Annotated in this window: 28 protein-coding genes and 1 tRNA gene; 17 read left to right on the forward strand and 12 right to left on the reverse strand. The window is 66.2% G+C overall.

Features of this window, described 5'->3' with window-relative positions:
- Positions 1 to 8: 8 nt before the first annotated feature.
- Positions 9 to 446, reverse strand: coding sequence for a universal stress protein (locus ACFQEV_RS14570; RefSeq protein WP_379697435.1), 438 nt, complete (start codon positions 444 to 446; stop codon positions 9 to 11).
- Between the two features lie 134 nt (positions 447 to 580).
- Between ACFQEV_RS14570 and ACFQEV_RS14575 the strand changes: the two genes are divergently transcribed.
- The 3 genes from ACFQEV_RS14575 (at position 581) to mobA (ending at position 2650) form a co-directional block, all read left to right on the forward strand.
- Positions 581 to 1444, forward strand: a complete 864-nt coding sequence (locus tag ACFQEV_RS14575; protein ID WP_379697438.1) for a universal stress protein — start codon at positions 581 to 583, stop codon at positions 1442 to 1444.
- 105 nt (positions 1445 to 1549) lie between these two features.
- Complete coding sequence (locus ACFQEV_RS14580; RefSeq protein ID WP_379697441.1) at positions 1550 to 1999, forward strand: pyridoxamine 5'-phosphate oxidase family protein; 450 nt, start codon at positions 1550 to 1552, stop codon at positions 1997 to 1999.
- Between the two features lie 3 nt (positions 2000 to 2002).
- On the forward strand, positions 2003 to 2650 hold the full coding sequence (mobA, locus tag ACFQEV_RS14585; RefSeq protein WP_379697444.1) for a molybdenum cofactor guanylyltransferase: 648 nt from the start codon (positions 2003 to 2005) through the stop codon (positions 2648 to 2650).
- Between the two features lie 3 nt (positions 2651 to 2653).
- Here mobA and yqeC read toward each other — a convergent pair whose 3' ends face one another.
- A complete protein-coding gene (gene yqeC / locus ACFQEV_RS14590; RefSeq protein WP_379697447.1) occupies positions 2654 to 3400 on the reverse strand; it encodes a selenium cofactor biosynthesis protein YqeC in 747 nt (248 codons plus the stop codon).
- A 135-nt stretch (positions 3401 to 3535) separates the two neighbouring features.
- Between yqeC and ACFQEV_RS14595 the strand changes: the two genes are divergently transcribed.
- Together ACFQEV_RS14595 and ACFQEV_RS14600 are read left to right on the forward strand one after the other, a co-directional pair.
- Positions 3536 to 4519, forward strand: coding sequence for a class I SAM-dependent methyltransferase (locus tag ACFQEV_RS14595; protein WP_379697450.1), 984 nt, complete (start codon positions 3536 to 3538; stop codon positions 4517 to 4519).
- Between the two features lie 59 nt (positions 4520 to 4578).
- Positions 4579 to 4651 (forward strand) — tRNA-Thr (locus tag ACFQEV_RS14600).
- 78 nt (positions 4652 to 4729) lie between these two features.
- Here the strand turns inward: ACFQEV_RS14600 and ACFQEV_RS14605 are convergent.
- The gene (locus ACFQEV_RS14605; RefSeq protein WP_379697453.1) at positions 4730 to 5038 is read right to left on the reverse strand and encodes a hypothetical protein; all 309 of its coding nucleotides are present in this window, start codon (positions 5036 to 5038) and stop codon (positions 4730 to 4732) included.
- A gap of 404 nt (positions 5039 to 5442) precedes the next feature.
- Here ACFQEV_RS14605 and dph5 point away from each other — a divergent pair, with 404 nt between their 5' ends.
- Complete coding sequence (gene dph5, locus ACFQEV_RS14610; protein WP_379697456.1) at positions 5443 to 6222, forward strand: diphthine synthase; 780 nt, start codon at positions 5443 to 5445, stop codon at positions 6220 to 6222.
- A gap of 15 nt (positions 6223 to 6237) precedes the next feature.
- Here dph5 and artA read toward each other — a convergent pair whose 3' ends face one another.
- The 5 genes from artA to ACFQEV_RS14635 all read right to left on the reverse strand — a co-directional run bounded on the left by artA (position 6238) and on the right by ACFQEV_RS14635 (position 13357).
- Positions 6238 to 7182, reverse strand: coding sequence for an archaeosortase A (gene artA, locus ACFQEV_RS14615; RefSeq protein WP_379697459.1), 945 nt, complete (start codon positions 7180 to 7182; stop codon positions 6238 to 6240).
- A 180-nt stretch (positions 7183 to 7362) separates the two neighbouring features.
- Positions 7363 to 10053, reverse strand: a complete 2691-nt coding sequence (locus ACFQEV_RS14620) for a DUF7827 domain-containing protein (protein WP_379697462.1) — start codon at positions 10051 to 10053, stop codon at positions 7363 to 7365.
- 847 nt (positions 10054 to 10900) lie between these two features.
- Positions 10901 to 11668 (reverse strand): VOC family protein, encoded by a 768-nt coding sequence (locus ACFQEV_RS14625; RefSeq protein ID WP_379697465.1) that lies wholly within the window; start codon positions 11666 to 11668, stop codon positions 10901 to 10903.
- Between the two features lie 101 nt (positions 11669 to 11769).
- Entirely contained in the window at positions 11770 to 12234 is a 465-nt protein-coding gene (locus ACFQEV_RS14630) for a TIGR04206 family protein (protein WP_379697468.1), read from the reverse strand.
- 10 nt (positions 12235 to 12244) lie between these two features.
- The gene (locus ACFQEV_RS14635; protein WP_379697471.1) at positions 12245 to 13357 is read right to left on the reverse strand and encodes an OBG GTPase family GTP-binding protein; all 1113 of its coding nucleotides are present in this window, start codon (positions 13355 to 13357) and stop codon (positions 12245 to 12247) included.
- A gap of 138 nt (positions 13358 to 13495) precedes the next feature.
- Between ACFQEV_RS14635 and ACFQEV_RS14640 the strand changes: the two genes are divergently transcribed.
- The 6 genes from ACFQEV_RS14640 to ACFQEV_RS14665 all read left to right on the forward strand — a co-directional run bounded on the left by ACFQEV_RS14640 (position 13496) and on the right by ACFQEV_RS14665 (position 17485).
- Entirely contained in the window at positions 13496 to 13696 is a 201-nt protein-coding gene (locus ACFQEV_RS14640) for a VNG_1110C family protein (protein WP_379697473.1), read from the forward strand.
- Positions 13697 to 13739: 43 nt separating this feature from the next.
- On the forward strand, positions 13740 to 14105 hold the full coding sequence (locus tag ACFQEV_RS14645) for a DUF7541 family protein (protein ID WP_379697476.1): 366 nt from the start codon (positions 13740 to 13742) through the stop codon (positions 14103 to 14105).
- A 73-nt stretch (positions 14106 to 14178) separates the two neighbouring features.
- Positions 14179 to 14562, forward strand: a complete 384-nt coding sequence (locus ACFQEV_RS14650) for a DUF6684 family protein (RefSeq protein WP_379697479.1) — start codon at positions 14179 to 14181, stop codon at positions 14560 to 14562.
- A gap of 59 nt (positions 14563 to 14621) precedes the next feature.
- On the forward strand, positions 14622 to 16391 hold the full coding sequence (locus tag ACFQEV_RS14655) for a cbb3-type cytochrome c oxidase subunit I (RefSeq protein ID WP_379697482.1): 1770 nt from the start codon (positions 14622 to 14624) through the stop codon (positions 16389 to 16391).
- A 326-nt stretch (positions 16392 to 16717) separates the two neighbouring features.
- The gene (locus ACFQEV_RS14660; protein ID WP_379697485.1) at positions 16718 to 16993 is read left to right on the forward strand and encodes a DUF7520 family protein; all 276 of its coding nucleotides are present in this window, start codon (positions 16718 to 16720) and stop codon (positions 16991 to 16993) included.
- 99 nt (positions 16994 to 17092) lie between these two features.
- Positions 17093 to 17485 carry a universal stress protein gene (locus tag ACFQEV_RS14665; protein ID WP_379697488.1) on the forward strand — a complete coding sequence of 131 codons (393 nt, stop codon included), beginning with the start codon at positions 17093 to 17095 and terminating at the stop codon, positions 17483 to 17485.
- A gap of 89 nt (positions 17486 to 17574) precedes the next feature.
- Here the strand turns inward: ACFQEV_RS14665 and ACFQEV_RS14670 are convergent, their stop codons facing one another.
- Positions 17575 to 17724, reverse strand: coding sequence for a YbbN family protein (locus tag ACFQEV_RS14670; RefSeq protein WP_379697491.1), 150 nt, complete (start codon positions 17722 to 17724; stop codon positions 17575 to 17577).
- 93 nt (positions 17725 to 17817) lie between these two features.
- On the opposite strand from ACFQEV_RS14670, the gene ACFQEV_RS14675 reads away from it, so the two are divergent.
- A complete protein-coding gene (locus tag ACFQEV_RS14675; RefSeq protein ID WP_379697494.1) occupies positions 17818 to 18564 on the forward strand; it encodes a GNAT family N-acetyltransferase in 747 nt (248 codons plus the stop codon).
- Here ACFQEV_RS14675 and ACFQEV_RS14680 read toward each other — a convergent pair.
- Positions 18561 to 20174 (reverse strand): long-chain-fatty-acid--CoA ligase, encoded by a 1614-nt coding sequence (locus ACFQEV_RS14680; RefSeq protein ID WP_379697497.1) that lies wholly within the window; start codon positions 20172 to 20174, stop codon positions 18561 to 18563. The two genes, ACFQEV_RS14675 and ACFQEV_RS14680, sit on opposite strands and share 4 nt — an antisense overlap.
- 173 nt (positions 20175 to 20347) lie before the next feature.
- Here ACFQEV_RS14680 and ACFQEV_RS14685 point away from each other — a divergent pair, with 173 nt between their 5' ends.
- Positions 20348 to 20590, forward strand: a complete 243-nt coding sequence (locus tag ACFQEV_RS14685) for a hypothetical protein (protein ID WP_379697500.1) — start codon at positions 20348 to 20350, stop codon at positions 20588 to 20590.
- A 120-nt stretch (positions 20591 to 20710) separates the two neighbouring features.
- Here ACFQEV_RS14685 and acs read toward each other — a convergent pair whose 3' ends face one another.
- Together acs and ACFQEV_RS14695 are read right to left on the reverse strand one after the other, a co-directional pair.
- Positions 20711 to 22690, reverse strand: a complete 1980-nt coding sequence (gene acs / locus ACFQEV_RS14690) for an acetate--CoA ligase (protein WP_379697503.1) — start codon at positions 22688 to 22690, stop codon at positions 20711 to 20713.
- Between the two features lie 130 nt (positions 22691 to 22820).
- Entirely contained in the window at positions 22821 to 23633 is an 813-nt protein-coding gene (locus ACFQEV_RS14695) for a mycofactocin-coupled SDR family oxidoreductase (RefSeq protein ID WP_379697505.1), read from the reverse strand.
- Between the two features lie 128 nt (positions 23634 to 23761).
- Between ACFQEV_RS14695 and ACFQEV_RS14700 the strand changes: the two genes are divergently transcribed.
- From ACFQEV_RS14700 to ACFQEV_RS14710, 3 genes are all read left to right on the forward strand, one after another.
- Positions 23762 to 24970, forward strand: a complete 1209-nt coding sequence (locus ACFQEV_RS14700) for a glycosyltransferase family 4 protein (RefSeq protein WP_379697507.1) — start codon at positions 23762 to 23764, stop codon at positions 24968 to 24970.
- A 76-nt stretch (positions 24971 to 25046) separates the two neighbouring features.
- Positions 25047 to 25391 (forward strand): hypothetical protein, encoded by a 345-nt coding sequence (locus tag ACFQEV_RS14705; protein ID WP_379697509.1) that lies wholly within the window; start codon positions 25047 to 25049, stop codon positions 25389 to 25391.
- A complete protein-coding gene (locus ACFQEV_RS14710; RefSeq protein WP_379697512.1) occupies positions 25388 to 25528 on the forward strand; it encodes a hypothetical protein in 141 nt (46 codons plus the stop codon). Before ACFQEV_RS14705 ends, ACFQEV_RS14710 begins: the two co-directional genes overlap by 4 nt.
- Positions 25529 to 25592: the final 64 nt, after the last annotated feature.

The following is a 25592-nucleotide window of genomic DNA, read 5'->3' on the forward strand; positions in this document are numbered from 1 at the left end:
CTTCCACCCTACTCCCCGGCGCGGACGGTCAGCACGGGGGCGTCGCACCGCCGGACGACCCGTTCGGTGACGCTTCCGATGAGCGCTCGCTTCAGCCCCGTCCGGCCGTGCGTCCCCATCACGACGAGGTCAGCACCCGCCTCCGCCGCGGCGTCGAGTATCTCGACGTGCGGGATGCCTATCGTCACCTCCGTCTCGGTGCGGACGCCCGCCTCCGCGGCGCGTTCGGCGGCGTCGTCGACTAACTGCTCCGCCCGCCCGCGGAGCGAACGGCGCACGCCGTCTACGGGTGCGCTCTCGGGCGACAGCATACCCGCGTCGCCGATATCCACGACGGAGAGGATGCGGAGCGTCGCGTCGTACGTCTCCGCGAGTTCTATCGCCCGGTCGAGGGCGGCGTCCGCCGGGGCGCTTCCGTCGGTGGGGACGAGAATCGTCCGGTACATGGGGAGTCGTACGCGCCGCAGAACCGTGTAGTCACCGCCGATTCGGGCCGAGTCGCCCGTCGCCCGCCCCGAGTCCCTCCGTGCCGCCGGGACGGCCTCCCGGCTTTTTCTCTCTCGGTCCCCTACCGCACGCCATGGACGGACTCGACTCCTGCGATCGCGTTCTCGTGCCGACCGACCGAGACGACCACGTGGTCGCCTTGGACCACGCCGTCGAAATCGCCCGCCGGTGCGACGCCGAGGTGTACGTCCTCTCGGTCGTGAACCCCTACGACATGTCGACGGTGGCGGAACGGGAGGAGGCCGAGTCGCGCGCCGAGGAGGTGGTAACGGACGCCGAAGAGAGAGCCCGCGCAGAGGGCGTCGCCGCCGACTCGGCCGTCGAGACGGGAGAACCGAGCGAACAGATACTGGAGGCGGTGGACCGGACGGACGCCGACGTGGTGGCGATGGGGACGCACGGGCGGCGCGGCACGGAGCGATACGTCGTCGGGAGCGTCGCCGAGAAAGTCGTCCGACACTCGCCCGTCCCGGTGTTGACGGTCAGAATCGACGCGCCCGGCGAGTTGCCGTACCGGGAAGTCGTCGTGCCGACCGACGGAAGCGAGGCGAACGACCCCGCCGAGGAGTGGGGCGTCGCCGTCGCCGCGGCGTTCGACGCGGAGGTCCGCGCCCTCTCGGTCGTCGAATCTTCCCGAATCCCCGGCGGGGACTCGGAGGAGGAACGGGACGCGGCCGCCGAGGCGGCGGTCGAGGAAGTACTCGACCGGGCCGAGCGCGCGGGCGCGGCGGCCGCCGGCGCGGTCGAACGCGGCGACGTCCACGAGGAGATTCTCTCCCACTGCGAGGCGGTGGGCGGTGACCTCGTCGTGATGGGCACGCACGGCCGGACGGGACTGAAGCACGCCCTCATCGGGAGCGTCGCCGAGAAAGTCGTCCGCCTCTCGGACGTTCCGGTTCTGACCGTCCCCGGCGACGGCGAGGACGGTACTCGGTGATCGAGACGGGCCGAACGCCAACGAGGACGGCGGGCGGTCGAACGAACGCGACGGAACGCGAGACGATAGCAGCGATTCATTGCGTTCGCCGACGTACGGACGGGCATGGACAACGTCGAGTTTGTGTACATGGTCGGGATGGACGAGGCTGACGTCGCGCGCCGCCTCGAAGAGGGCTTCGCGGGCGTTCTTTCGCTCGCTAACGACGGTGTCGCCTACGGCGTCCCGGCGTCCTATCACTACGACGGCGCGGAGAACCGACTACTCGTCAGGCTGAGCGACGACGGAGAGAGTTCGACGGTTAGGTTCCTCGGCGAAACCGAGCAGGCGTCCTTTCTCCTCCACGACGTCGCGGACGAAGACGGCCACTCTTGGAGCGTCATCGTCTGCGGTTCGCTCCGTCTCCTGCCGGACGAGATGTTCACCGAGACGGAGATAAACGACCTGTTCGACCCCGTATCCGTCTTCGACGAGGACGTCGCCGACGTTCGAATCCGCGTCGCTGAACTGACGCCGACGCAAGTGAGCGGCCGCATGACGGCACCGGGTCAGTAACGGATGAGCGACCGCACTCCGAACCGGGAGGACGCGTTCGAGGGCGTCGTCCTCGGCGGCGGGTACTCGACTCGCTTCGACGACGAGGACAAGGCCCTCGCGGAACTCCGGGGCCGTCCCCTCCTCGCGCACGTCGTCTCCCGACTCGGGACGGTGTGCGACCGGGTCGTCCTCAACTGCCGCGAGGAGCAAGCGACGGCCCACCGCGCGGCCGTCGAGGACTGCGACGTGCCCGTCGCCGTCGCCGTGGATCCCGAACCCGACCGCGGCCCGATGGCCGGCATCGCCGCCGGACTCCGCGCCGTCGAAGCCGAATACGCCGCTGTCGTCGCCTGCGACATGCCGTTTCTCGACCCCGCGTTCCTCCGCTACCTCCGCCGGCGCGCCGAGGGGCGGGACGCCGCCGTCCCGCAACGCGAGGACGAGTGGTACCAGACGACGCAGGCGGTGTACCGCGCGGAGGCGATGGCCGACGCCTGCGAACGCGCACTCAAACGCGGCGAGGGGAAGATACTGGCCGCACTGGAGGAGGTAGACTGGGCGACGGTCGGCGAGGCTGACATCGCGGCGCACGCCGCCGCCGACACCTTCGAGAACGTCAACACCCGCGAGGAACTGGCCGAGGCGGAGCGGAAACTCCGGGAGGGGTGAACGCTACCGCATTACGACGTCGACGACGGGGTCCTCGGCGGTCATCCGCGTGAGGAGCACTCGGTCCACCGCCGACGCCGTCGTTCCGTCGAGGACGCCCCGCGCTATCTCCCGGGCCGCGTCGGCGAGTTCGGGCGTATCGACCATGTTGACCGTCGGGATCGCCCGCGCGCCGTCCGGAACGCCTTTCAGGCCGCCGTTCTCGTGCCCCAGGACCGCCGCGACGTGCGACGGGCGAATCTCCTCGCCCTCCTCGACGCCCGCGAGTTCGCTCACCCTCTCGGGTCGGTGGACCGCCCGTTCGGAGAGGGGTTCGCCGACGACGCGCGCCGACGCGAGAGGGAGAACGTGCGTCGCGGCGGCGGGTATCTGCGGTTCGCGGTCGTTCGGGGCCTTCAGCAGGCGGGTCCGCGCGCCGTCGGCTTTCACCAGTAGGGGGCCGACGCCCGCGGCGGCGAGTGCGTCCACGACGCCGGGGTCGTAGCCGAGGTAGCGGTCCTCCCGTTCGCGTTCGGGCACGAGACCCAACGGTCGCCGCGCCTCCTCGGCGGCCGCCGCCTCCGGATCCGCCGTGACGACGACCCGTTCGACTTCCTCGTCGAAGATGGGAATCCTGACGGTGGCGGTGACGACGCCGCCCGTCTCCGCGGCGAGGCGGTAGAGCGTCGTCTTCTTGCCGCCCGCGCCGACGACGGCGACGACCGAGTCGTCGTCGATGGCGAGCGTCTCCGAGAGCGTTGGTTCGGTCACTGGGGTGTCACCTCGGCGAAACCGTCGCGCGGCGGACGGATAGGCGTTTCCTCGGCGCTCTCCCGCCGCCTCGGACCGCCCGCCGGCGAACCGCCGAAGCGTCACGCTTACTCTCCCCCGCCGGCAGGTTCGGGTATGAACGTCCCCTGCGTCCGCGTCCCGCGAACCGACGGCGAGGCGACGCGCCGCGCCCTCGCGGAGGCGGACTGTATCGACCGGGACTTCGAGATTGCGGTCGAAGACGGGCACCTCTACATCCCCGTGACCGACGCCGCGGCGGTCCCCGAGGAGTTCGAGGTGGTCGAGTTCGACGCCGAGGCCCGCCGTCGACAACGGACGCCCGCCGACATCCTCGGCTTCGAACCGACGTACGAACGACTGGGCGACATCGTCATCGTAGACGAGGACGACGACGAACGCGCCCGCGAGATAGCCGACGCCGTCGTCGAATCCGACCTCCCGGCCGACACCGTCGTCAACCGGGCCTCGAAAGTCAAGGGCGAACTTCGCGTCCGCGACTGGGACGTCCTCGCGGGCGAGGACACGGAGGCGGTCCACCGCGAGTACGGCTGCGAGTTCCTCCTCGACATCGCGGAGGTGTACTTCTCGCCGCGACTGGCGACGGAGCGACACCGCGTGGCCGAACAGGTCGAACCCGGCGAGAACGCGTTCGACATGTTCGCCGGCGTCGGCCCGTTCGTCGTCCCCTTCGCCAAGCGAGGCGCGGCGGTGGTCGGCTGCGACCTGAACGAGGCGGCGATTCGGTACCTCCGCGAGAACGCGCGCCGCAACGGCGTCGAAGACCGGGTGACCGCCGTCCACGGCGACGTGCGCGAGGTGGCCGGAGCGTACGAGGGGTGGGCCGACCGAATCGTGATGAACCTCCCCCACAGCGCCGACGACTTCCTCGACACCGCGGTCCGACTCGCCGGCGACGACTGCGTGGTTCACTACTACGACATCCAACACGAGGACGACCCGTACGGCCCCGGTATCTCGGCGATTCGCGACGCCGCCGAACCGCGGTACGACGTCGAGGTACTGACCGAACACGCCGTCCGGTCGTACGCGCCGCACGAACTCAACGTGTGCGTGGATGTCAGGCTCACCTCGCGCTAATTCGGAAGCCTTTTCTTGTTCATCGGGTTACCAGAGAGTGCGTTCCGATGCACGCACGCGCCGGTGTAGCTCAGCTGGCAGAGCGATTCCTTCGTAAGGAATAGGCCGAGGGTTCAAATCCCTCCACCGGCTTACTTCTCTCTTCACTCAGCCTTCGAGTACCTCGGTGTCCGTCTCCGTGTCGCGATTCGGAGAAGACTCGGGCGGGCGTTACTGCCGGGCGAATCGAAGCCGAACGTCCCCGACCGTCCGTTCCGTGACCGTCTGCAGTCGGAGGGGTTCCATCGAGTTACCGACGACGGCGTCGTACGTCTTCGAGACGGTGAACTCCTCGTGGTCGGTCGTCCCCCAGACGACGGCGTCGATGACTTGGGTGTCGTTCAATTTGACCTCGGATCGGTCGTCGGTCCAGAGAACCGTCACGGGCATCTCGTCCGCGTCCCCGGCGGAGTCGGAGGCGTTCGAGGGGGTGGCGGCGGCGGCGCGGAGACTACCGTTCGATTGTGTATGTTCGATCATAGATACTGAAATGGATACTGACGTGTCTCCGGCGGAGACACGCGTTCAAATGTGTATCGAAGTTCCGAAGGCGGTCGCTCGCCGGCGACGCCCGCCGCACTGGCGAGTGGACGCCCGGTCCGTCCGGCACCGTTCGATGGCACGGGGACGACAGTCCTCGCGGCCGGTCAGAACGCGACGCGTTCCGGTGGCATCGCTCGCGCCCGTCGGTCCTCTCGACGACCCCCTCCGGCGCGGTCACCAGGCGCACCGGATTCGCGGGGGTGTCGTCCGAACAAACCAGGGCGTTCGTACGCCCACCGGTAGTATATCCTCCCGGCTTAAATTTGTACTGTACTGACACGTGGCGGTCGTCGCCCCGTCGCTTCAGGCACTTTATCATCCGCGGCGGCGGAGGAGGGGGTATGCTCACGTTCATCGGTCTCGGTCTGTACGACGAACGTTCGATAACCGTCGAGGGCAGAGACGCGCTTCGAGAGGCGGACCGGGCGTACGCGGAGTTCTACACGAGCAAACTCCTCGGTGCGACCGTCGAGGAACTTCGGTCGTACCACGGCGCCGATATCGAGGTTCTCGGACGGGAGGGCGTCGAACAGCGTCCCGACGAGATGCTCGACGCCGCCGAGACCGAGGACGTGGCGTTTCTCACCGCCGGCGACACGATGATATCGACGACGCATGTCGACCTGCGGCTTCGAGCGATAGCGCGCGGTATCGAGACGCGCGTCGTCCACGGCGTGACCGCCCAGTCGGCCGCGAGCGGTCTGAGCGGACTTCAGAACTACCGGTTCGGCAAGGCCGTGACGCTCCCGTTCCCGTACGCGCACGGCGCCGAGGGCGTCCCGCAGAGCGTCGTCGATTCCATCGAGGCGAACCGAGAGCGAGGGCTCCACACGCTGGTGTACCTCGATATAAAGGCCGACCGCGACGAGTACATGACCGCGGACTTCGCCGCCGGGGAGCTGGCGTCCGACTGGAAGGACGTCCTCGGCGTCGTCGTCGCCCGCGCGGGGAGTCCGGACCCCGCGGTGGCGGCGGACCGGCTCTCCGCCCTCGCCGACCGCGAGTTCGGCGACCCCCTTCACATGCTCCTGATTCCCGGTGACCTCCACCACGTCGAGGCCGACGCGGTGGGAACGCTCGGCGGCGCGCCGGACGACGTGGTCGCCGAGAACGAACTGTAAACCGCTCTTGACCGCTCAGACGCTTCCGCCGCGGTTCGTCCCCTGCACGTCCTCCACGTCGAGCGCCTCCGCCAAGTCGTACTCGTCGCCGGTGAGCATGTACAGCACGTCCTCGACCACCGTGAGGAGCTCCGGCAGTTCGCGGACGACGAGGTAGGTGATGCCGACGAGAGCGACGACGGCGAGCAGTTGACTGATTATCCGATCGGAGATGAAAAACGAGACCATGTAGGGGTCGCTCGACCCGAACAGAAGCAGTATCTCGTCGACGAAGAACTGGAAGTACTGCTTTCCGAACGCGATGGTGATGAACGTCGTCCGGAGCAGGTTGAGCGCGTAGATGATGGGGATGGCGATGGCCAGCGCGCGGAGTTTCCGCCGGAGCGGAGCCTTCACCGCGGCGATGAGGCCCGCGAAGATGGTCATGCTCCCGAGGCCGGTACACGCGAGGACGACGGACACTTCGAGGCGGTGGTCGCCGGCCCAGAAGCGGAACGTGTTCAGATAGCCCTGTTCGCCGACGACGAGTTCGGGGTGGTAGCCGAGGGCGTTGACCAGGAACCCCGTCTGCGCGGCGACCGTCTCCATCAGGACGCCTCTCGGCGCGGGCACGCGGAGTCCGAGGAGCGTGAACGCGGGGATCGTCTCGAACGGGAGGTAGACGGCACCCATCACGGCGACGGCGCGCGAGAGGACGAACAGCGTACTTCGGCCGGAGTAGAGGAGATAGCCAGCGTAGAGACACGCCGGGACGGCCGCGAGCGAGAGGAACCCCTCGATGTAGCTCTTGTGGACGAACGCGAAGTGGGGGACCAACTGCAGCCAAAAGAGCGCGAAACCGGCCCACGCGGCCACGGTGACGTATCGCGCGTACCGCTCGTCGCGGCGTTCGAGTAACGCGCCGGCGACGAACGTCAGGATGACGACCCACGCGAGGCCGTCGGAGAGAACTCCGGGCATAGACGAACGATATCGCGTTCGGATTAAATCCCTTGTCGTTCTGTGCGCCGTCCGAGTCGAAGCGCGAACGGGCGACTACCGGCGGTACGGCGGGTGAGACGGAGCCGTCGCTCGCCGAACGAGTCCGAAAGAAAGGAAAAAGGACCGAGTCGGAGGGAAACCCTCCGGGGGCTCAGTTAGTTAGTCGCGGCGGACGGCGAGGAGCGCCGCAGCGAGGAGCGCGATGACAGCGACGACCACGCCGAAGCCGGGCGTGCTCGTGTCAGTCGGCTCGTCGGTTGCGGGCTGCTCGGTCGTGCCAGCGTCCGTCGTCGCGGCCGTCGTCGTGGCCGGCGTGCCGGTCGTCGCCGTCTCGGTCGGGCCCTGCGTCGTGACCGTACCGTTGTCCGTCACGGTTTCGGTCGTCTGGGAGCCCTCGACGACGTTACCCTCGAACGATTCCTGCTCGTCGAAGGAGGTGCCAGCGACCGAGCGCACGATGAAGTCGAACGTGTCGCCGGTGTTCTGACCACTGAAGTCGAACGTAGCAGAGAACGTGTTGTTCTCCGTGACGTAGACCGACGAGGTCTTCAGGAAGCTCGGCTGCGTGTCTCCGCTGCTGCGGACGCGCAGGCTGAGCTGCGTACCGGGTGCGAGAGTGGTCTCGCCCTCGACCGTCTGGCTGGCGGCGTTCGAGACGTTGACGGGCTCGTCGACGCTGACGGTGCCCTCGACGATCTCGTAGTCGACGGAAACGGACTCGTTGTTGCTCACGAGCGCGTTGTCGGCGCTCTTGTTGAGCTTGAACGTAGCCGTGAGGCCGTCGCCGTTCTGCAGCGACTTACCCGATTCTTCGCGGATCACGTCGCTCGTGTCGAACATGACGAAGTACGTGTCGTTCTCCGCGTCGGAGACGACCGTCACGTCGTCGGAGTAGTTGACCGTCCACGGCTGGCGGTTGACGTTAGCTTCGGTCTGGTTGACCTTCAGCGACGCGAGGTCGCTCTCGAGGAGAGCGACGAACGCCGCCGTCTCGTCGTTGCCCTGGTTCGCGAGGTAACCCTCGAGACCCGAGGCGTTGATCTGGTGGATAGCGTAGTCGCCGTTGGCGATTTTGCTGTCCAGCGTGACGTTATTGTTCGCGGCCGCCTCGTAGAGACCGGACTTGTCGAGGTCGTTCGCGCTCAGACCCGAGGGAGCGGTCCACGTGTTGATCGAGTCCGTGGAGCGCTCTTCGAGGACGAGCGTACCGAGGTCGGTCGACTCGGCGTCGTTGTATTCGTTACCGGGGTCGACAGAGAGGTCGTACTCGCCCGCATCGAGGAGCGCGTTGACCGTGTTCTGTTCGTCGGGGTCGACGTTGTCGAGGGAGTCCTCGTCGCCGACGACGGTCACGACATCGCCACCTGCGCTCGCCGCGTAGGTGTTGAACTGGAGCGTGACCTGGTTGTCGTCATCGTCACCGTCGGAGACGGTGGCGTTGAGACGGTAGCCGACGTCCGGCGATCCGATCTGGACCGTCGCGGTGTCGGTGTTTTCGAGCTGGACGGTGATGTTCGCAACGTCACCGCGCTGCTCGGTGACGATCTTCTGCGTGAAGGACGCGTCAGAGTTGCCCTTCGCCTTGAGGTTGTACTTCGACGTCGTCTTCGTGACGCCGGAGTCGACGTCCGTCACTTCGACCGTGTACGTGCCCGTGCTGAGGCCCGAGGTGTCGAAGTTGAACGTGGCTTCACCGCTGTTGGAGCCGGTGGTGAGCTCTTGCGTGCTACCGACCTGCGTGTCCTTGGAGTTGTAGAGCTTCGCCTCGATGGTGCGGCCGCCAGCGTTCGTGCTGACGGTGCCCTTGATGGCGTCGCCCTTCGTGACGTTCAGGCTCGAAGCCTTCACGGAGAGACCGAGGTCACGGAGACCCAGGTCGAAGCCGCCCTCGGCGGACTCGAACTGGTACGTCGCGGTGGCGTTGCGTTCCGAGGTGTTGAAGAGGTAGTAGACGCTGTTCGCGCCGGTGTAACCGTCGAAGATGAACTTACCGGATTTCGTCTCGACAGAGACACCTTCGTTCTCGTTCGCGGTGACGCCAGAGGCGTTGTACGCGACGAGCTCGCCCTGGTAGGCGTTGCCGTCCTTCGTACCGTCAGGCTGACCGGACGTCTCGCTGATGACACCCGAGGTGACGGTCACCGACTCGTTCTCGACGGTGATGGAGTTCCCCTGTACGTCAGCGACGGGGGTGGTGAAGTTGACTTCGACGTCGGAGTTAGCCGAGACGTCGCCCATGACGAGGTCGAACGTGATGCGACCCGTACTCTGGCTGAACGTCGTGGCGTCGATGTCCTTGGACTCTCCGTCAACGAAGACTTCGACTTCGCTAGCCGAGAGTGCGGTAGAACCATCCTCCTGGTAGAGCGTCTCGTCCGCGTCGAACGAGACTTCGATGGTACCGCCGGCCTCGATAGCGCTGTCGAAGGATGGGGCATCGGCGTCAACATCGAAGGAGCCCGTTGCTTCCTTCGTGTTGGTGCTACCAGATTCGTAGGCGTACAGCGTGTACGTGCCCGATTCGTCCGGGACGTTAGCCGCATCGAAGGAGTCACTGCCAGCGCCTTCAGTGCCGCCATTGTCGTCAGTGACAGTGATCGAAGCTTCTCCACTCTGCTTCGTCCCGTCTCCGTTCGTGTCTATCCAGATAACGATATCATCTGCTGTAGCGTCTCCGTCACTCGCCTGTACGTTGAGGCCAGAGTCAGCCCCGACAGGCGCGTTAGTCGCGGAAACGCTAGTCGCGGCCGCAGCAGCCGTGCCCGTGAACGCGATGGTGCCGGCGAAGACCGACAGGACCATCAGCGCGGCGAGCGCGACGGCGCGGATTTGCTTTTGTTTGCTTGTCATGTTTAGTTTGGGTAGGTCGCAATCGGCAACAGCATCTTTCTGCCGTCCCGCGTGTCCGACTCCCGACGGAGCCGAACCCGGACGGCGGTACTCGGTGTTGTCACCTTGGGTAGGGGTACTGGCAACTACAGAGAAGCCACGTTATATATTTTGTGTATTTCACTCTGAGTTGTCAATCAGTAATTAGTATGTGAGTGGTGCAGTACGGGACGTACAGAACGTCTCACCGGCGATTATCACTCTGCGCGAGGGTGGTGCCGGCGGCGTTCGGGGGTGCATACTCGGCGGTCTACGGCCGGTCGAACGGCGAACGAGTCACTGTCAGGGAACGGTCTGGTCAATTTCCGCGGAAATCATCCTCGCCCGGAGGTGGTCGATTCGAGGCGACGGAGTACGAGGAGGCGGACGTTCCGACTGCGAAGCATCTCGGACGGACTCCCGTGAAGGACGCGTCTACTCGCGTGAGAGGTCCTGGAGAACGCCGTCGAGCGAACGCACGTTCGGTGGAAAGCGCGTTTGCGCCGGTGTGGGACCGTCGCAAACGCAGTCCCCACCTCGTTCGCCGAGGAACGAGGCGTCGAAATACCCCAGCGTCCGACGACGCTGTCAGCCGGTCGAACGGTCCCCTTCCGCAGTTTCCGAACGGGAGGTGACCTACTGACCGTACTGAGACTGATTTGCAGATAGAGAGAAACAATTTTCGGAGTAGATATTCACATAATTTTATACTACGTGCCGGAGGGCGTGGTCCCTCGTCGGTGGGGAATCGACGAGGCGCGGTGGGGGACGATAGGGGCGACGAAGAAAAGTCGTGACGGCGATGCGTCGAGGCGGCGGACGTTCGGACTCAGTCGTCGGGGTTCAGAATCTCTATCTCGTGGCCGTCGGGGTCCTTCGTGAACGCGTAGCGCTGGTCGCAGGACTCGGGGTCGCGGTAGTCCTCCGCCTCGCGTTCCATCAGGGTATCCCAGTACTCGCTCAGGTCGTCCGCGCGGACGCAGACGTGTCCCCAGGCGTCGCCCATCGTGTAACTACGGCCGTCGTAGTTGTAGGTGAGTTCGACCGCCATCGCCTCCTCGGCGGCGTCCTCGGGCTTCATGAAGTAGTTCGCGAACGTGTCGGACTCCCAGCGGCCGGTGTGTTCGTACTCGAACTTCCGCGTCCAGAAGCCGAGTGCCTCGTCGGCGTCCTCGACGCGCATCATCGTGTGGTCGATGCTCCACTTCGCGCCCTGGTCGCGTTGGACGATTTCGACCTCGTGGCCGTCGGGGTCTTTGACGAACGCGTAGCGTCCGCCGCAGGACTCGGGGTCGCGGTAGTCTTCGACGCCCTCGTCCATCAGTTGCTGGTAGGCGTCTTCGAGTTCGCCCTCGGGAACCCGGACGGCGATGTGGCCCCACGCGTCGCCCATCTCGTACGTCCGGTCGTCGTGGTTGTACGTCAGTTCGAGGACCGCGCCGTCCTCGTGGACGTCCTCCGGGCCGAGGTAGACGTTCGTGAACGTGTCTGCCTCCCAGCGACCCTTCTCCTCATAGTCGAAGTGAGTCTGGTACCAGTCGAGCGATTCGTCGAGGTCCTCGACGCGCATCATCACGTGGTCAAGTACTCCGGACATACACGTAGAGGATCGGTCGGCGCGTCGAAAAGGGTACCGAACGCGGAAGCCCCCGACGCCCGTTCCCACGGCCGTTTGGGACGCTCTATCGCGTCGTCGCGTCACTTCCGCCGCCGCTTCGCGCGCGGCCAGTACGCCCACCACGCGACGGTCCAGAGGGCGAGCGTTCCGACGGGCCACGCCGTCCGACCGGGTTGCACGGAGAACCCCCACGCGAGAGACAGTTGCGCGACGCCGGCGAGGACGAGGAGTCCGCCCGTCACGCGCGGGTCCTCCGGTCCCCCTCGCCATCCGACGACGGCGCTCACCGCCGCGCAGACGTAGAACGCGACCGAGAGCGGCCACGAGAAGATGTACTCCGGGAGTCCCCGGGTGTAGACGAACAGGAAGTCGGTGAGCGTCGTCGCCCGCACGGGCGCGGTGTTCAGAAGTCCCCACGCGAACAGGAGCGTCGTCCCGCCGTCGGCGTAGCGTTGAACCGACCACGGAACCGCCAGAAGTGCGAGGAGTGCGAGGACGGCGCGTTCGTCGGAGGGAGAATCCTGTCGGCCGGTGCGTCGGGACACGGACGCCGGTTCACTTCCGCGAGACGATGCGGAGGACGTCCTCGTCCCGCAGTTCGTGGTCGCGTCCGACCTGTTGTTCGTCGTGTTTCGCGCTCGGGCCCGTGACGCGCGCGAACCGGAACCGTTCGTCCAACGTCCCGCCAAGTCTGTCGAGGGCGTCATCGACGGTGTTCTCGTCCTCCGTGAGGACGAGGGGCTCCTCGTAATCGACGCCGCGGCCCGGCTTGTCCATGTAGATGCGGATGAGTCCGAGTTCCTCCCACATCTTCTCCTTCAGGGCGTCGAGGCCCTTCTCGGCCTCCGCGCTGATGAAGACGGCCTCCTCGGGGTCGATACCGACCTCCCTGAGGTTCTCCTCGACCGTCGGCAGGTAGTCGCGGTCGATGAGGTCGGCTTTGTTGACCGTGACCATCGAAGGCAGGTAGACGCGGTTGTCCATGATGCCGTCGATGAGTTCGTCTATCGTCAGGTCGCCGCGGACGGTCACGTCGGCGTTGACGTACCCGTGTTCTCTGAGGACGTCCTTGATCGTCCCCTCGTCGAGGGACACGTCGTCTGTCGTCGTGACCTGAAGCCCGCCCTTCCCCGTCTTCGAGATGGTGAGGCTCGGCGGTTCGGAGTCGAGTCGAATCTTGTTCTCGTACAGTTCGTGGCGGAGGCGTTCGTAGCGCTCGATTTCGAACACCGAGAGCATGAACACCACGAGGTCGGCGGTCCGAACGACCGAGAGCACCTCCTTGCCGCCGCCGCGGCCGCCCGCCGCGCCCTCGATGAGGCCCGGCACGTCGAGGATCTGGATGTTCGCCCCGTTGTACTTCAGCATCCCGGGGTTGACGTTCAGCGTCGTGAACTCGTACTCGCCGACTTCGCTGTCGGCGTTCGTCAGGGCGTTGATGAGCGTCGACTTGCCGACGCTCGGGAATCCGACGAGCGCGACGGTCACGTCGCCCGTCTTCTCGACCGCGTAGCCGTGGCCGCCACCGCTGGAGGACTGTTTCTCGAGTTTCTCCTTCTTTTCCGCGAGCTTCGCCTTCAGACGCCCGATGTGCGACTCCGTAGACTTGTTGTAGGGCGTGTTCGCGATCTCCTCGCGGAGTTCTTCGATCTCTTCCTCCAGTCCCATCGGTTACTCGTCGGCCACGTGCGTCGAAAAACCTGTTCCTTCGTCTCGGTCTCGGTGGTTGTGTCGCGCACGCGAGGGCGCGCGAGAAGCGCTTCGATAGCGTTATACTGGGGACTCGTGACCGAGGAGGTAGACGAGATGCCGGACGCTTCCACGTTTCGGGACAGGACGGAGATAGTGGTTCCGTGCGAGTCGTTGAGCGAGGTTCGGAACGAACTCGAATCGGAGTTCACCGTCACCGTCTTCCCGAGGGACGGCGTCTGCCGCATCATCGCCAGCCCGGTGGAGATTCGGGCGGTCGAGCAGTTTCTCACGAACCACGGCGTCACCGTCCCCTGATCCGTTCCGAAGCGCTTTGTACCCCGCGCGACCAACCTCCGGTATGGACGAAACGCCGGGACTCTCCGACCAGTACCGGATGGCCAGCCCGTGGCCCCTGTTCGTTGCGCTCGGAATTCCCATCTCCGAAATCGGCATCCTGTTCGACCTCTTCCCCGTGGCGGTCGGCGGACTGCTCCTCTTCTCCGGGAGCGTCGCCGGGATGTCCCACGAGTCGGGGTACGCGAAGACGCCGTGGCGGGCGCTGGTCGTCCTCGCGGCGATTCTGCTCGTCTCCGGCGGCGTACTGGCGTTCGCCGGCGTGGGCCTCGTCACCCGCGGGTACGCCATCGCCGTCGCGGGAGCGATACTCCTCGTCGCCGGCGTCGTCGGCGAACTGGTCGCGGACGAGGGCACGGAACCGTACTGAGGGCGCGACGTTCGCCCGTTCCGACCGGTAGCGAACCAACAACCTATTTGATTCCGGCCGAGAAGACACTACCATGGCGAACAAGATCTTCGACAGGGACACGGTGTTGGACCTGACGGTCAACGTCATCCCGTTGTTCATCATCGTCTTCTTCATCGTCGGATTCGCGGTGTACCCGGCGTTCGGAACCGACCTGCTCCCGTCCGCGATTCAGTTCGGCCTGCTCGTCGTGCCGTTCGTGATGCTGACGGTGCTGACGTACCTCTCGGGGAAGGCCGTCTCCTCCGCCGAAAAGACGGCGACCGTCTTCCCGCCCGGACAGGCGACCGTCCCGGGAACGAAGCCGCTTCACGAGGCGGAGCACGAGGCCGAAGCGGTCCCGGCGGAACCCGACGCTTCGACCGGCGAAGAATCCGTCGCGGCGGGCGCCGAAGCGGCCGAGTCCGACAGACAGTAGCGACCTCGCGTCGACCCATACCCGCACCTTTCATTACCCTCCGTTCCTGAGAAGCACGCATGGAGATCAACGGACAGTTGGCGCTGACGGTCCTCATGGGGGTCTTCCTCGTGGCCGTCGCCGCGTGGCTCGCGCGGATCGAAAACTGGCGCTCCTACACGCCGCTTGCCGGCGGCGGTGGCGTCGGCGGGCACGAGCAGCACGTCCACCAGGAGAAACCGTCCGGGCTCATCCGATGGTTGACCACGGTAGACCACAAGGACATCGGCATCCTGTACGGCACCTACGGACTCATCGCGTTCGCCGTCGGCGGGTTGATGGTCGTCCTCATGCGGGCCGAACTCGCGGACCCGAACGCGACCCTGATGTCGAACACCTTCTACAACTCGCTGATGACGAGCCACGGCATCACGATGCTGTTCCTGTTCGGGACGCCGATCATCGCGGCGTTCGCGAACTACTTCATCCCGCTTCTCATCGGCGCGGACGACATGGCGTTCCCGCGCATCAACGCCATCGCGTTCTGGTTACTGCCGCCGGGTGCGCTCCTCATCTGGGCCGGCTTCTTCCCCATCCCGGAGGTCATCCCGGCGCAGACGGGGTGGACGATGTACACGCCGCTTTCTGCGGGCGTCGGAAACGGCAATCAGGCCAACGCCGGTACTGACCTGATGCTCCTCGGCCTGCACCTCACCGGCGTCTCCGCGACGATGGGCGCTATCAACTTCATCGCGACCATCTTCACGGAACGCGCCAAGGAGGTCACGTGGGCGAACCTCGACATCTTCTCGTGGACGATACTCACCCAGTCGGGGCTCATCCTCTTCGCGTTCCCCCTGCTGGGGAGCGCGCTCATGATGCTGATTTTCGACCGTAACTTCGGAACGTCGTTCTTCGTCAACGGCGGCGGGCCGATACTCTGGCAGCACATCTTCTGGTTCTTCGGCCACCCGGAGGTGTACGTGTTGGTGCTGCCGCCGATGGGCATCGTCAGCCTCGTGTTGCCGCGCTTCACGGGCCGTCGGCTGTTCGGCTTCAAGTTCGTCGTCTACTCGACGCTGGCCATCGGCGTCCTCTCGTTCGGCGTCTGGGCGCACCACATGTTCGCGACGGGTATCGACCCGCGCCTCCGCGCCTCGTTCATGGCCGTCTCGTTGGCGATCGCCATCCCCTCTGCGGTGAAGACGTTCAACTGGATAACGACGATGTGGAACGGCAACGTTCGGCTCACCACGCCGATGCTGTTCTGCATCGGATTCGTCTCCAACTTCATCATCGGCGGCGTCACCGGCGTCTTCCTCGCGTCGATTCCGGTCGACCTCGTCCTCCACGACACCTACTACGTCGTGGGTCACTTCCACTACATCGTCATGGGCGCCATCGCCTTCGCGGGCTTCGCGGGCATCTACTACTGGTTCCCCCTCTACACGGGGCGGATGTACCAGCGCACCCTCGGGAAGGCGCACTTCTGGCTCTCGATGGTCGGGACGAACCTGACGTTCTTTGCGATGATTCTGCTCGGCTACGGCGGCATGCCGCGCCGGTACGCGACGTACCTGCCGCAGTTCACCGACCTGCACCTTCTGGCGACGGCCGGGGCGTTCACCCTGCTCGTTGGTCAGATAATCTTCGTCGGAAACATCGTCCAGTCGTGGCTCGAAGGTCCCCACATCACGGACGGCGACCCGTGGAACCTCAAGGAGAACAACCTTTACACCTCCGAGTGGGACTGGTTCAGCCGCAAACTCGAAACCGCAATCGCCGACGGCGGCGAGGAGGAGGAGACTCCCCTCACCGACGGCGGCTGTCCGTCCGACGCGGACGAGTAATTCCGGTCGCGCAGTTCGCTTTTCGTTCTTTTTCGCGTCTCAGCGTCGTCTCTCACCGCTCGCCGAAATCGAAGAGTCGGGCGCGGCGTCGCACGGGCGCGTGCGGTCGCTCAGGCGCCGTTCGTCGGAGGGTGCGGCCGAGACGGCCGCCGGTCAGAACACGAGGACGATACCGGTCAGGAACATCAGCGCCGCCACCGCGGCGAGAACGATGCCGAGGAGGTCCTTGTCGGACATATCCGAACGTTGGCGTCGAGGGACAAAGACTCGTCGGTGTCGCGAGGGGAGAGCGGAACCCCTAACCCGAACCGGTCGTAGGTTCGAACGTGAGTCAGTCCGTCTCCCAGTCCGACGGTTCGGGCGTCGACGGTCCGCGGTTCGTCGGCTACCTCTACGTGCTTCTCGTCTGTTTCGCCGGCACCGCCGGATTCCTGCTCGGTACGTTCGTCGAGAACCTCCAAGCGCCGCGCTTTCTCTTCGTGATACCGTTCCCGCCGACGCCGTTCGGCTTCGCGGCCTACGGCGCGTTGACCATCGCCGTCGCGTTGGGGATTCCGCTGCTCCTCGTGGTCTACGTCTCCGAGAACGTGGTCGAGGAGTGACTCCGACTCCGAAGCGAGTCGGCGCGTCGGGAGGTGTGTGGGCCGAATCCCGCCGCCGTCCCCCAAAAGACTAAGCCTCGGGGGCAGTCATCTGTGCCTATGTATCACGTGGTAGTCGGCGTCGACGACGAGGAGGAACACGCGCTCCGGTGCGTGGAAGAGGTCGTCGAACTCCCCGGCGGACCCGAGGAGAAGAGGGTGACGCTCATCCACACGTTCGTCGACAACCCCAGCGGTGCGTCGGCGACGCAGGTCCAGTCGGTTCGGGAGGCGGCGGACTACCTCGAGGAACGCGGCGTCGAGTACCAAATCGAGGAGTCGAGCGGCGACCCCGCGGACGCCATCGTGACCACCGCCGACCGGGAGGAGGCGAACCTCATCGTCGTCGGCGGGCGGAAGCGGTCGCCCGCGGGGAAGGCGTTGTTCGGGAGCGTCACGCAGTCGGTCATCCTCGGCGCGGAGCGACCGGTGATGGTCACCGGCGTCGAGTAGTCGGCGTTCGGCGTCGCGGCGTCGTTTCTCGGGGAGCACTCGTACCGAGCGACGGCAACACAAAAGGAGACGACTGCGACGAGCGGAGCCTACGCGCTCCCGCCGAACGCCTCGTCGAACCGTTCTGCGAGCGTCTCCGGACGGCAGCGTCCCGTCAGCGTCTCCCGCAGTTCGCCGCCGCGGAAGACGAGCACCGCCGGGGCGCTATCGACGCCGAACTCGCGGCGGGCGGCGTCCACACCGACGCCGTCGGAGCGTCGCAGTCACCGATAACCGAATTCACCCCGTGCGAACCCCACGAGCGTGAAGTGAGGAACTCCCGTAGGGAACCCATGGACGTGAGGGATGCTAACAAGGATGACGCCGAACAGATACGCTCCGTCGCCCGCCAGTCGCTTCTGGCCTCGTACGGGCACGCCTTCGACGAGGAGACGCTATCGGAGGCGGTATCGGAGTGGTACGACCGAGAGCAGGTGACCGCCACAGTGAGCGACGACGACGCGGTGTTGGTCGTCGGAGAAGACGACGGCGACGTCGTGGCGTTCGCCGAGAGTTACATCGCCGAGAGCGAGGTGGCCGTCGGCGAGATAGACTGGCTCCACGTCCTCCCCGACTACCGGGGGGAGGGCCACGGGACGCGGTTGCTCCGACACGTCGAGCAACGACTGGTGGACGAGGGGGTCGAGCGAATCCAGGGCCGCGTGCTGACCGAGAACGAGGCGGGGACGACGTTCTACGAGGACCACGGGTTCTCGGAGGGGCACGAACGGGAACTCGACATCGGCGACGAGACGTTCGTCGAGCGGATATACACGAAGCCGATCGACGACAGTCCGGCGCTGGAACCGCACGAGACGCCCGACGGCGAACGCCTCTTCGTCGCCTACGACGAGGCGTCTCGGGGGTCGAAGTCGCCGTTCGTGGCGGCCTACGCCGACGAGAACCGCGAGAACCTGCACGGGTGGATGTGCTCGAACGACGATAGCTTCGACTTGGCGATGGACACGATGGGACGAATCGAGTGCAACACCTGCGGCAACAAGCGGAAGGCCACGCGGTGGGACGCCTCGTACCTCTAACCCTGCCCGACCATCCGGTCTTCGTCCTCCCACTCCTTCTCCCGCAGTTCGTACTTCTGGACCTTCCCGGTGGCCGTCTTCGGCAGTTCGGCGACGAACTCTATCTCCTTCGGTACTTTGAACGTCGCGATGCGCTCCCTGCAGTAGTCGAGCAAGTCGGACTCGGTGACGCCCGGGTCCGCGGGGTCGCCGTTCGCGGGCACGACGAACGCCTTCGGCGACTCGCCCCATTCCTCCGAGGGCGCCGGGATGACCGCCACGTCGCCCACCGCCTCGTGGTCGAACAGGGTGTCCTCCAACTCGATGCTGGAGATGTTCTCGCCGCCGGAGATGATGATGTCCTTCTTCCTGTCCTGAATCGTCACGAAGCCGTTCTCGTCCACGACGGCCAGATCGCCCATGTGGTAGTAGCCCTCCAGACGCTCCGAGAACGCCTCTTCCGTCTCCTCGGGTTTGTTCCAGTAGCGGTCCATCACCTGGTTGCCGCGGACGACTATCTCGCCGATGGTCTGGCCGTCTCGCGGCACGTCCTCGCCGTTCTCGTCCACGACGCGGACGTCCGTCCCGACGTAGCCGATGCCCTGTCGCTTCTTCAGGTCGAACCGCGCCGGGTCGTCGTCGTCGAAGAAGCGGCGGGCGTGCGACGTGGTGATGAGGGGCCCCGTCTCCGTCGCGCCGTAGACGTGCATGAGGTACCAGCCGAACTCCTCCTCGACGGTCCTGATGGTCGCCTCCGGCGGGGCCGCGCCCGCGGTGGCGACGCGAACCGGGTTCGCGCCCGTCGTCTCCACGCCGCCCTCCCGGTCGTAGTGGTCCATCAGCAGGTTCAGCACCGTCGGCGCGGCGCACATGTAGGAGACGCCCTCCCCGCGCACGGCGTCGAAGATGTCCGCCGCGTCCACGCCGCGGGTGCAGACGTGCTTCGCGCCGTGTCCCGTCACGGAGTAGATGTGACCCCACCCGTTGACGTGGAACATCGGGAGCGTCCAGAGGTACACGTCGTCGTCCGCGAGTTCCTGATGCATCGAGACGAGGTAGGCGTGGAGCGTCTCCGTCCGGTGGGTCCGGCAGACGCCCTTCGGGTCGCCCGTCGTCCCGGAGGTGTAGTTGATGGTGACGACGTCGCCCTCGTCCATCTCCGGGCGGTCGTACGCCGCGGAGTCCGCTAGTTCCTCGTCGAACGAGAGCCACTCGCCCTCGACGGCGTCGGCGTCGTTCGTCACGAACGTCTCCGTCGGCACATCGTCGCGTATCGCCTCTATCTTCTCGGCGTACTCGTAGTCGGCGTAGACGACGTCCACGCCCGCGTCGTTCAGGATGTACTCGTAGTCCGCGGGGACGAGTCGGTAGTTCAACGGCGTGTGGACCGCCCCCACCTGCATCGACCCGTAGGCGGCTTCGAGGTGGTAATGCGTGTTCGGGTCGAGGACGGCGACCCTGTCGCCCTTCTCCACCCCGTATCGCTGCAACGCCGCCGAGAACCGGTCCGCCCTGTCCCCCAGTTCGTCGTACGTGTAGCGCTCTCTGGTCGTCGCCACGACGGCCTCTTTCGACCCGTAGTACCGCCGCGCGCGGTCCAAGAAGTCGGTGACGAGGAGTGGTTTCTCCATACCGACCGTACATAATCATCTATCAGTATAAAATTGCGGTTCGCCGGGCTCTCCGTGCGGCTATTGATGTCACGGCAGCGAGAGGTACCGCTCTTTCACTCCCCCCGGACACGGGTTACCTACCTATCAGTTCGCAGAAAGTAACTTACCCGCTCGCCCCGTTAAACCCGGCAATGGCTCTCTCAGACTACGCCGGTCGTTCGCCGAACGGGCGGGACGACGCGACGGTGTTGCGCGTCGCCCCGCACCGCCTGTGGCGGCCGGGAGACGAACGAGTCGAAGCGTGCGCCTACAGCGGCGAGGAGATTCCGCTCTCGGAGAGACACCTCCTCGTCGTCCTCGACGTCGGCGGGAACCGGGTCCGAAAGTACGTCAGGGACGAGTCGTCCCTGGAGGCGTGGCTGAACGGCGAGTGACCGGGCGACGGGCGGACGGAGGCGGCGAATCCGCTCGGCGTTCGGTTCGTCGCGCGAAAAAAGCGTTCGGGGAGTCGAATCACCGCCGTCGGACGACGCCGCGGCGGGCGCGTCGCGCCGTCAGTCGCCCTGCACCTTCGTTTGGATGTCGGTGACGATTTCGGGGTTGCGGAGCGTCGTCGTGTCGCCGATTTCCTCCTCGTTCGCGATCTCCTCCAGCAGACGGCGCATTATCTTGCCGGACCGCGTCTTCGGCAGTTCGGGCGTGAACACGACCTGTTCGGGGCGGGCGATGGGGCCGATGGCGTCCTCGACGCCCTCGACGATTCGCCCGCGCATCTCGTCGTCGCCCTCGTAGCCGTCCTCGGTGATGACGTAGGCGTACACCGCCTCGCCCTTCACCTCGTGGTTGCCGCCGACGACGGCCGCCTCCGCGACGCCCTCGACGCCGACGATGGCGGACTCTATCTCCATCGTGCCGAGGCGGTGCCCGGAGACGTTGATGACGTCGTCCACGCGGCCGAGGATGGTCATGTAGCCGTCCTCGTCTATCTTCGCGCCGTCCTCGGGGAAGTACACCCACTCGTCGGCGTCCTCGTCGGAGTACTCGGCCCAGTACTCGTTGATGAACCGCTCGTCGTTCTTGTAGAGGGTGCGGAGCATCCCGGGCCACGGCTTGTTCACCGTGAGGTAGCCCGCGCGGCCGGGCTCTATCTGCTCGCCCTCGGTGTCGACGATGCGGGCGTCGATGCCCGGAAGCGGCGGGCCGGCGGACCCGGGCTTCATGTTCTTCACGCCGGGCAGGGTCGTTATCATCATCCCGCCCGTCTCGGTCTGCCACCACGTGTCCACGACGGGGCACTCCTCGCTGCCGATGTGCTTGTAGTACCACTTCCACGCGCGGGGGTTGATGGGTTCGCCCACCGTCCCCAGGAGGCGGAGCGACGACAGGTCGCGGCGTTCGGGGAACTTCGAGCCCCACTTCATGAACGCGCGGATGGCCGTCGGCGCGGTGTAGAACACGTCGACCGCGTACTTCTCGACGATGTCCCACAGGCGGTCGCGCTCGGGGAAGTCAGGCGTGCCCTCGTACATCACCGTCGTGGTTCCGAGCGCCAGCGGTCCGTAGACGATGTAGGAGTGGCCCGTGATCCAGCCGATGTCGGCCGAGCACCAGTAGGTGTCCTCGGGCTTCAGGTCGAGGACGGCGTGTGAGGTCCACGCCGTGTACGCGAGGTAGCCGCCGGTGGTGTGTTTGACGCCCTTCGGCTCTCCGGTCGTCCCGGAGGTGTACATGAGAAACAGCATGTCCTCGGCGTCGCGTTCGACGGGGTCGACGCGCTCGCCCCGCTGTTCGTCCATCAGGTCGTCCCAGTCGTGCTGGTTCTCCGCCAACTCGTGGCCGAAGCCGTCGTCGCCGAGGCGGTTCACGACGACGGTGGCTTCGACGTCGTGGTCGACGCCTTCGAGCCCCTCGTTGGCCTTCTCCAAGTGGTCGAGGGCGTCGCCGCGGCGGTAGTATCCGTCGCAGGTGACGAGGTAGTCGGAGTTCGCAGAGTTCATCCGCGTCGCGAGGGCGTCCGCGGAGAACCCGGCGAAGACGACGGAGTGGGGCGCGCCGATGCGGGCGCACGCGAGCATGGCGATGGGGAGTTCGGGCACCATCGGCATGTACAGCGTGACGACTTCGTCCTCCTCGACGCCCATGTCGCGGAGCGCCGCCGCGAACTCGTTGACCTCGCGGTAGAGGTCCTGATAGGTGTACGTCCGCGTCTCGCCGTACTCGCCCTCCCACTTGATGGCGACGCGGTTCTTGTCGCCGTTCTCGACGTGGCGGTCGACGCAGTTGTACGACGCGTTGAGCGTCCCGTCCGAGAACCACTCGTAGAACGGTTCGTTCGAGTCATCCAGAACCGTCTCGTACTCCTCGTCCCAGTCGAGCAAGTCGGCGGCCCGTTCCCAACAGTCGGGCCAGTTCTCCTCGAACTCCTCGTAGATGTCGGGGTCCGAAACGTTCGCCTGCTCGACGAACTCGTCAGAGGGCTCGAATTCTTCCTGTTCAACCAGCCGTGCCTCTAATTCACCGTCACCATCTGACATAGGTCATGGTAATAAACCGAATCCTGCATGATAAATCTATGCCAACCCGCAGCGGGTGGATTCCCGACCCGTCTGCGAATTTTGCCGCTGGCGATACGTAGGCTCGGGGGTCGGTTCCATCGATCCGACCTCAGACGGCGGTCGCACCGGCGGCGACCGGAAGCGCGACGCCGGTGACGAAGCGAGCGTCGTCGCTGGAGAGCCACATGAACGCCGCGCTCACGTCCTCGGGTTGGAGGATGTCCTCGAAGAGGTTGTCCGGCCCCGTCTGCTCCGCGATTTCGGCGATGTCCTCGTCGATGGTCTCGACGATGCCGGAGGTCATCTCCGTGTCCACGGCCGTCGGGCAGACGGCGTTGACGGTGATGTCGTGCGGCGCTAACTCCATCGCCAGCGTCTTCGTGAGGCCGATGACGCCGTGCTTCGCGGCGGTGTAGTGGCCGAGGCCGGGCGACGCGCCGAGGCCGGCGGTCGAGGAGGTGTTGACGATTCGTCCCCCGTCGCCGCGCTCTATCATGTGGCCGCCGACGTGCTTCGCGCAGAGCCACATCCCCTTGAGGTTCACGTCGAGCGCGAGGTCCCACGTCCGTTCGTCCAGTTCCATCAGCCCGGAGACGGGCGCGACGCCTGCGTTGTTCGCCAAGATGTCGATGCGGCCGAACTCCTCGACCGCCTCCCCGACGGCGCTCTCCACGTCGCCCTCGTCCGAGACGTCCATCTCGACGCCGAGGGCGTCCTGCCCGCGTTCCTCGACGAGTTCGACCGTCTTCTCCATCTGCTCTCGGCCGGAGAGTTCGTACTTCGACTCCTCTTTCGTCTCGCAGATGTCCGTCACGACGACGTCCGCGCCGTTCTCGGCGTAGTGGAGCGCGTGCGACCGACCCTGCCCGCGGGCCGCACCCGTGACGAACGCTACCTTCCCGTCGAAGTCGTACGTGGCCATACGGCCGACGACCGACGGCTACGTTATCACCCCTCTGCCTGCACGTTCGGCGTCGCGCGCCGAGACGCGGCGACGGTCGCCGAGAACGGCAACAGCCCTTTTCTCCGTCGGCGGAGGACGGTAGGATAATGCGAATCCTCGTCGCCGCTCACGACTTCTACCCCGACCCGGGGTCCGGCGGAAGCGGTCGCTACGTCTACGAGACGGCGCGGCGACTCGTCAGCCGGGGCCACGAGGTGTCCGTCGTCACCCGACGGCGCGGAGACGTCCCCGCGCGCGAGACGGTGGACGGCGTGGACGTCCGCCGCTACGACCTCTCCGTGGCGAACCGGTCCGCCCCCGAGATCCTCCGGCAGTTACCGGACGCCGCCGGGGCGGTGAACGCCGCCTGCAAGGGAATCGACCCGGACGTGCTGAGCCTCCAAGGCCCCGTCACGGGCGTCCTCTCGGACCGCGCCGTGCCCGACGACGTCCCCCGGTCCTGCACCTTCCACAGCCCGTGGCCGACGGAGTACCTCCTCAGAACGCGGGACGGCGACCTCCCTCGGTGGCGGCGGGAACTGAACGCGAGCCTGCGCCGGCAACTCGAACGCCGCCTCCTCGAACGCGCCGACGACGTGGTCACCCTCAGTCGGTTCATGGACGACCAGCTGTGCGGCGTCTACGGCCCGGTCCACGACGCCTCCGTCGTCCCGGGCGGGGTGGACACCGAGACGTACCGCCCGGACGCGGGAACGTACGACCGCATGGAGGGGGGAGCCGACGCCGACGGCACCGCGTTCCTCACGGTGCGGCGGTTGTCCCCCCGGATGGGCCACGAACTCCTCTTGGACGCCTTCGCCGACCACGCCCCCGACCACCCCGACGACCGCCTGTACGTCGCGGGCGACGGCCCACTCCGCGAGGAGTTGGAGGCGCGGGCGGCGCGTCTCGGTATCGACGACCGGGTGACCTTCCTCGGGTACGTCCCCGACGCCGACCTGCCGTCCGTGTACGCCACCGCCGACGCGTTCGTCCTCCCGACGACGCGACTGGAGGGGTTCGGACTCGCCACGTTGGAGGCGCTCTCGTCGGGGACGCCCGCCGTCGGGACGCCCGTCGGCGGCACCGTCGAGATACTCTCGGAGTGCGAACGCTCGCCGGAGATACCCGAACGGATGCTTCTGGCGGGCGTGGACGAGGACGAACTCGCCGCGGCCCTCGGTCGGTGGTCCGCGCTGTCGCCCGCCGAACTGGAACGCGCCGGCGAGGCGTGCCGGCGGCACGTCCGCGAGCGGTACACGTGGGACCGGACGGTGGAGAAGCGGGAGAAGCGGTACGCGGAGCGAGTGGCCTGAGGGCGTCCGACGCGAACGCGGCGGCACCGCCCGCGTTCGCACCTCACTTTTTGCACGCTCCCGGCGATAGCGCCCCATGGGAGAGTTCGACCCGGTCTCGTGGGAGACGAGAGACGCGGTGTTCGGCCGTTTCGGTGCGGAAATCGAGGAGTACGTCGAAGAGATAGACCCGCGAGCACGCGGAGAGGACCCCTACGAGGCGGTGAAAGCCGTCCACGACGCGTTGAGTTCGACCCTCGGAGAGGAGGGCCGGACCGTCTCGGGCCTCGGGGAGGTGTTCGTCACCGCGTACCTGCTGGAGAGGCGGGGCGTCGTCGCGCCCGGGGACGCCGAACGCGAGTACCGTTCGCTGGCGGACCGCCGTCCGACCGACGAACGCCTCGCGGAACTGTTCTGGGAACGAGAGCGGACCCTCTGGTGATAGGCGTCCTATGCGGGGTTCATCCGTCGCTGGTGTCGTACTGGCTCTCCGAGGGCGACATCCCCCTGATGGAGCGGAACTTCACCGAGGAGTCGATGCGGCGGATACGCACGTATCGGGCGGGAAGCGAGGGGTGAGTCGGCGCGGTACGCTCGCGACGGCCCGACGGTGATAAACTGCAGTCGCCTGCAAGCAGGCCCG

This window comes from Halopelagius fulvigenes (genome assembly GCF_042662625.1).
Classification (GTDB): domain Archaea; phylum Halobacteriota; class Halobacteria; order Halobacteriales; family Haloferacaceae; genus Halopelagius; species Halopelagius fulvigenes.

Excerpts from the sequence above, each read along its gene's own strand:
- dph5 (WP_379697456.1), top strand. The coding sequence starts at position 5,443 with ATGCTCACGTTCATCGGTCTCGGTCTGTACGACGAACGTTCGATAACC.
- ACFQEV_RS14655 (WP_379697482.1), top strand. The coding sequence starts at position 14,622 with ATGGAGATCAACGGACAGTTGGCGCTGACGGTCCTCATGGGGGTCTTC.
- ACFQEV_RS14645 (WP_379697476.1), top strand. The coding sequence starts at position 13,740 with ATGGACGAAACGCCGGGACTCTCCGACCAGTACCGGATGGCCAGCCCG.
- ACFQEV_RS14575 (WP_379697438.1), top strand. The coding sequence starts at position 581 with ATGGACGGACTCGACTCCTGCGATCGCGTTCTCGTGCCGACCGACCGA.
- ACFQEV_RS14680 (WP_379697497.1), bottom strand. The coding sequence starts at position 20,174 with ATGGAGAAACCACTCCTCGTCACCGACTTCTTGGACCGCGCGCGGCGG.
- artA (WP_379697459.1), bottom strand. The coding sequence starts at position 7,182 with ATGCCCGGAGTTCTCTCCGACGGCCTCGCGTGGGTCGTCATCCTGACG.
- ACFQEV_RS14620 (WP_379697462.1), bottom strand. The coding sequence starts at position 10,053 with ATGACAAGCAAACAAAAGCAAATCCGCGCCGTCGCGCTCGCCGCGCTG.
- ACFQEV_RS14685 (WP_379697500.1), top strand. The coding sequence starts at position 20,348 with ATGGCTCTCTCAGACTACGCCGGTCGTTCGCCGAACGGGCGGGACGAC.
- ACFQEV_RS14595 (WP_379697450.1), top strand. The coding sequence starts at position 3,536 with ATGAACGTCCCCTGCGTCCGCGTCCCGCGAACCGACGGCGAGGCGACG.
- ACFQEV_RS14650 (WP_379697479.1), top strand. The coding sequence starts at position 14,179 with ATGGCGAACAAGATCTTCGACAGGGACACGGTGTTGGACCTGACGGTC.
- ACFQEV_RS14695 (WP_379697505.1), bottom strand. The coding sequence starts at position 23,633 with ATGGCCACGTACGACTTCGACGGGAAGGTAGCGTTCGTCACGGGTGCG.
- mobA (WP_379697444.1), top strand. The coding sequence starts at position 2,003 with ATGAGCGACCGCACTCCGAACCGGGAGGACGCGTTCGAGGGCGTCGTC.
- acs (WP_379697503.1), bottom strand. The coding sequence starts at position 22,690 with ATGTCAGATGGTGACGGTGAATTAGAGGCACGGCTGGTTGAACAGGAA.
- ACFQEV_RS14640 (WP_379697473.1), top strand. The coding sequence starts at position 13,496 with ATGCCGGACGCTTCCACGTTTCGGGACAGGACGGAGATAGTGGTTCCG.
- ACFQEV_RS14665 (WP_379697488.1), top strand. The coding sequence starts at position 17,093 with ATGTATCACGTGGTAGTCGGCGTCGACGACGAGGAGGAACACGCGCTC.
- ACFQEV_RS14625 (WP_379697465.1), bottom strand. The coding sequence starts at position 11,668 with ATGTCCGGAGTACTTGACCACGTGATGATGCGCGTCGAGGACCTCGAC.
- ACFQEV_RS14675 (WP_379697494.1), top strand. The coding sequence starts at position 17,818 with ATGGACGTGAGGGATGCTAACAAGGATGACGCCGAACAGATACGCTCC.
- ACFQEV_RS14700 (WP_379697507.1), top strand. The coding sequence starts at position 23,762 with ATGCGAATCCTCGTCGCCGCTCACGACTTCTACCCCGACCCGGGGTCC.
- ACFQEV_RS14570 (WP_379697435.1), bottom strand. The coding sequence starts at position 446 with ATGTACCGGACGATTCTCGTCCCCACCGACGGAAGCGCCCCGGCGGAC.
- ACFQEV_RS14635 (WP_379697471.1), bottom strand. The coding sequence starts at position 13,357 with ATGGGACTGGAGGAAGAGATCGAAGAACTCCGCGAGGAGATCGCGAAC.
- ACFQEV_RS14605 (WP_379697453.1), bottom strand. The coding sequence starts at position 5,038 with ATGATCGAACATACACAATCGAACGGTAGTCTCCGCGCCGCCGCCGCC.
- ACFQEV_RS14705 (WP_379697509.1), top strand. The coding sequence starts at position 25,047 with ATGGGAGAGTTCGACCCGGTCTCGTGGGAGACGAGAGACGCGGTGTTC.
- ACFQEV_RS14580 (WP_379697441.1), top strand. The coding sequence starts at position 1,550 with ATGGACAACGTCGAGTTTGTGTACATGGTCGGGATGGACGAGGCTGAC.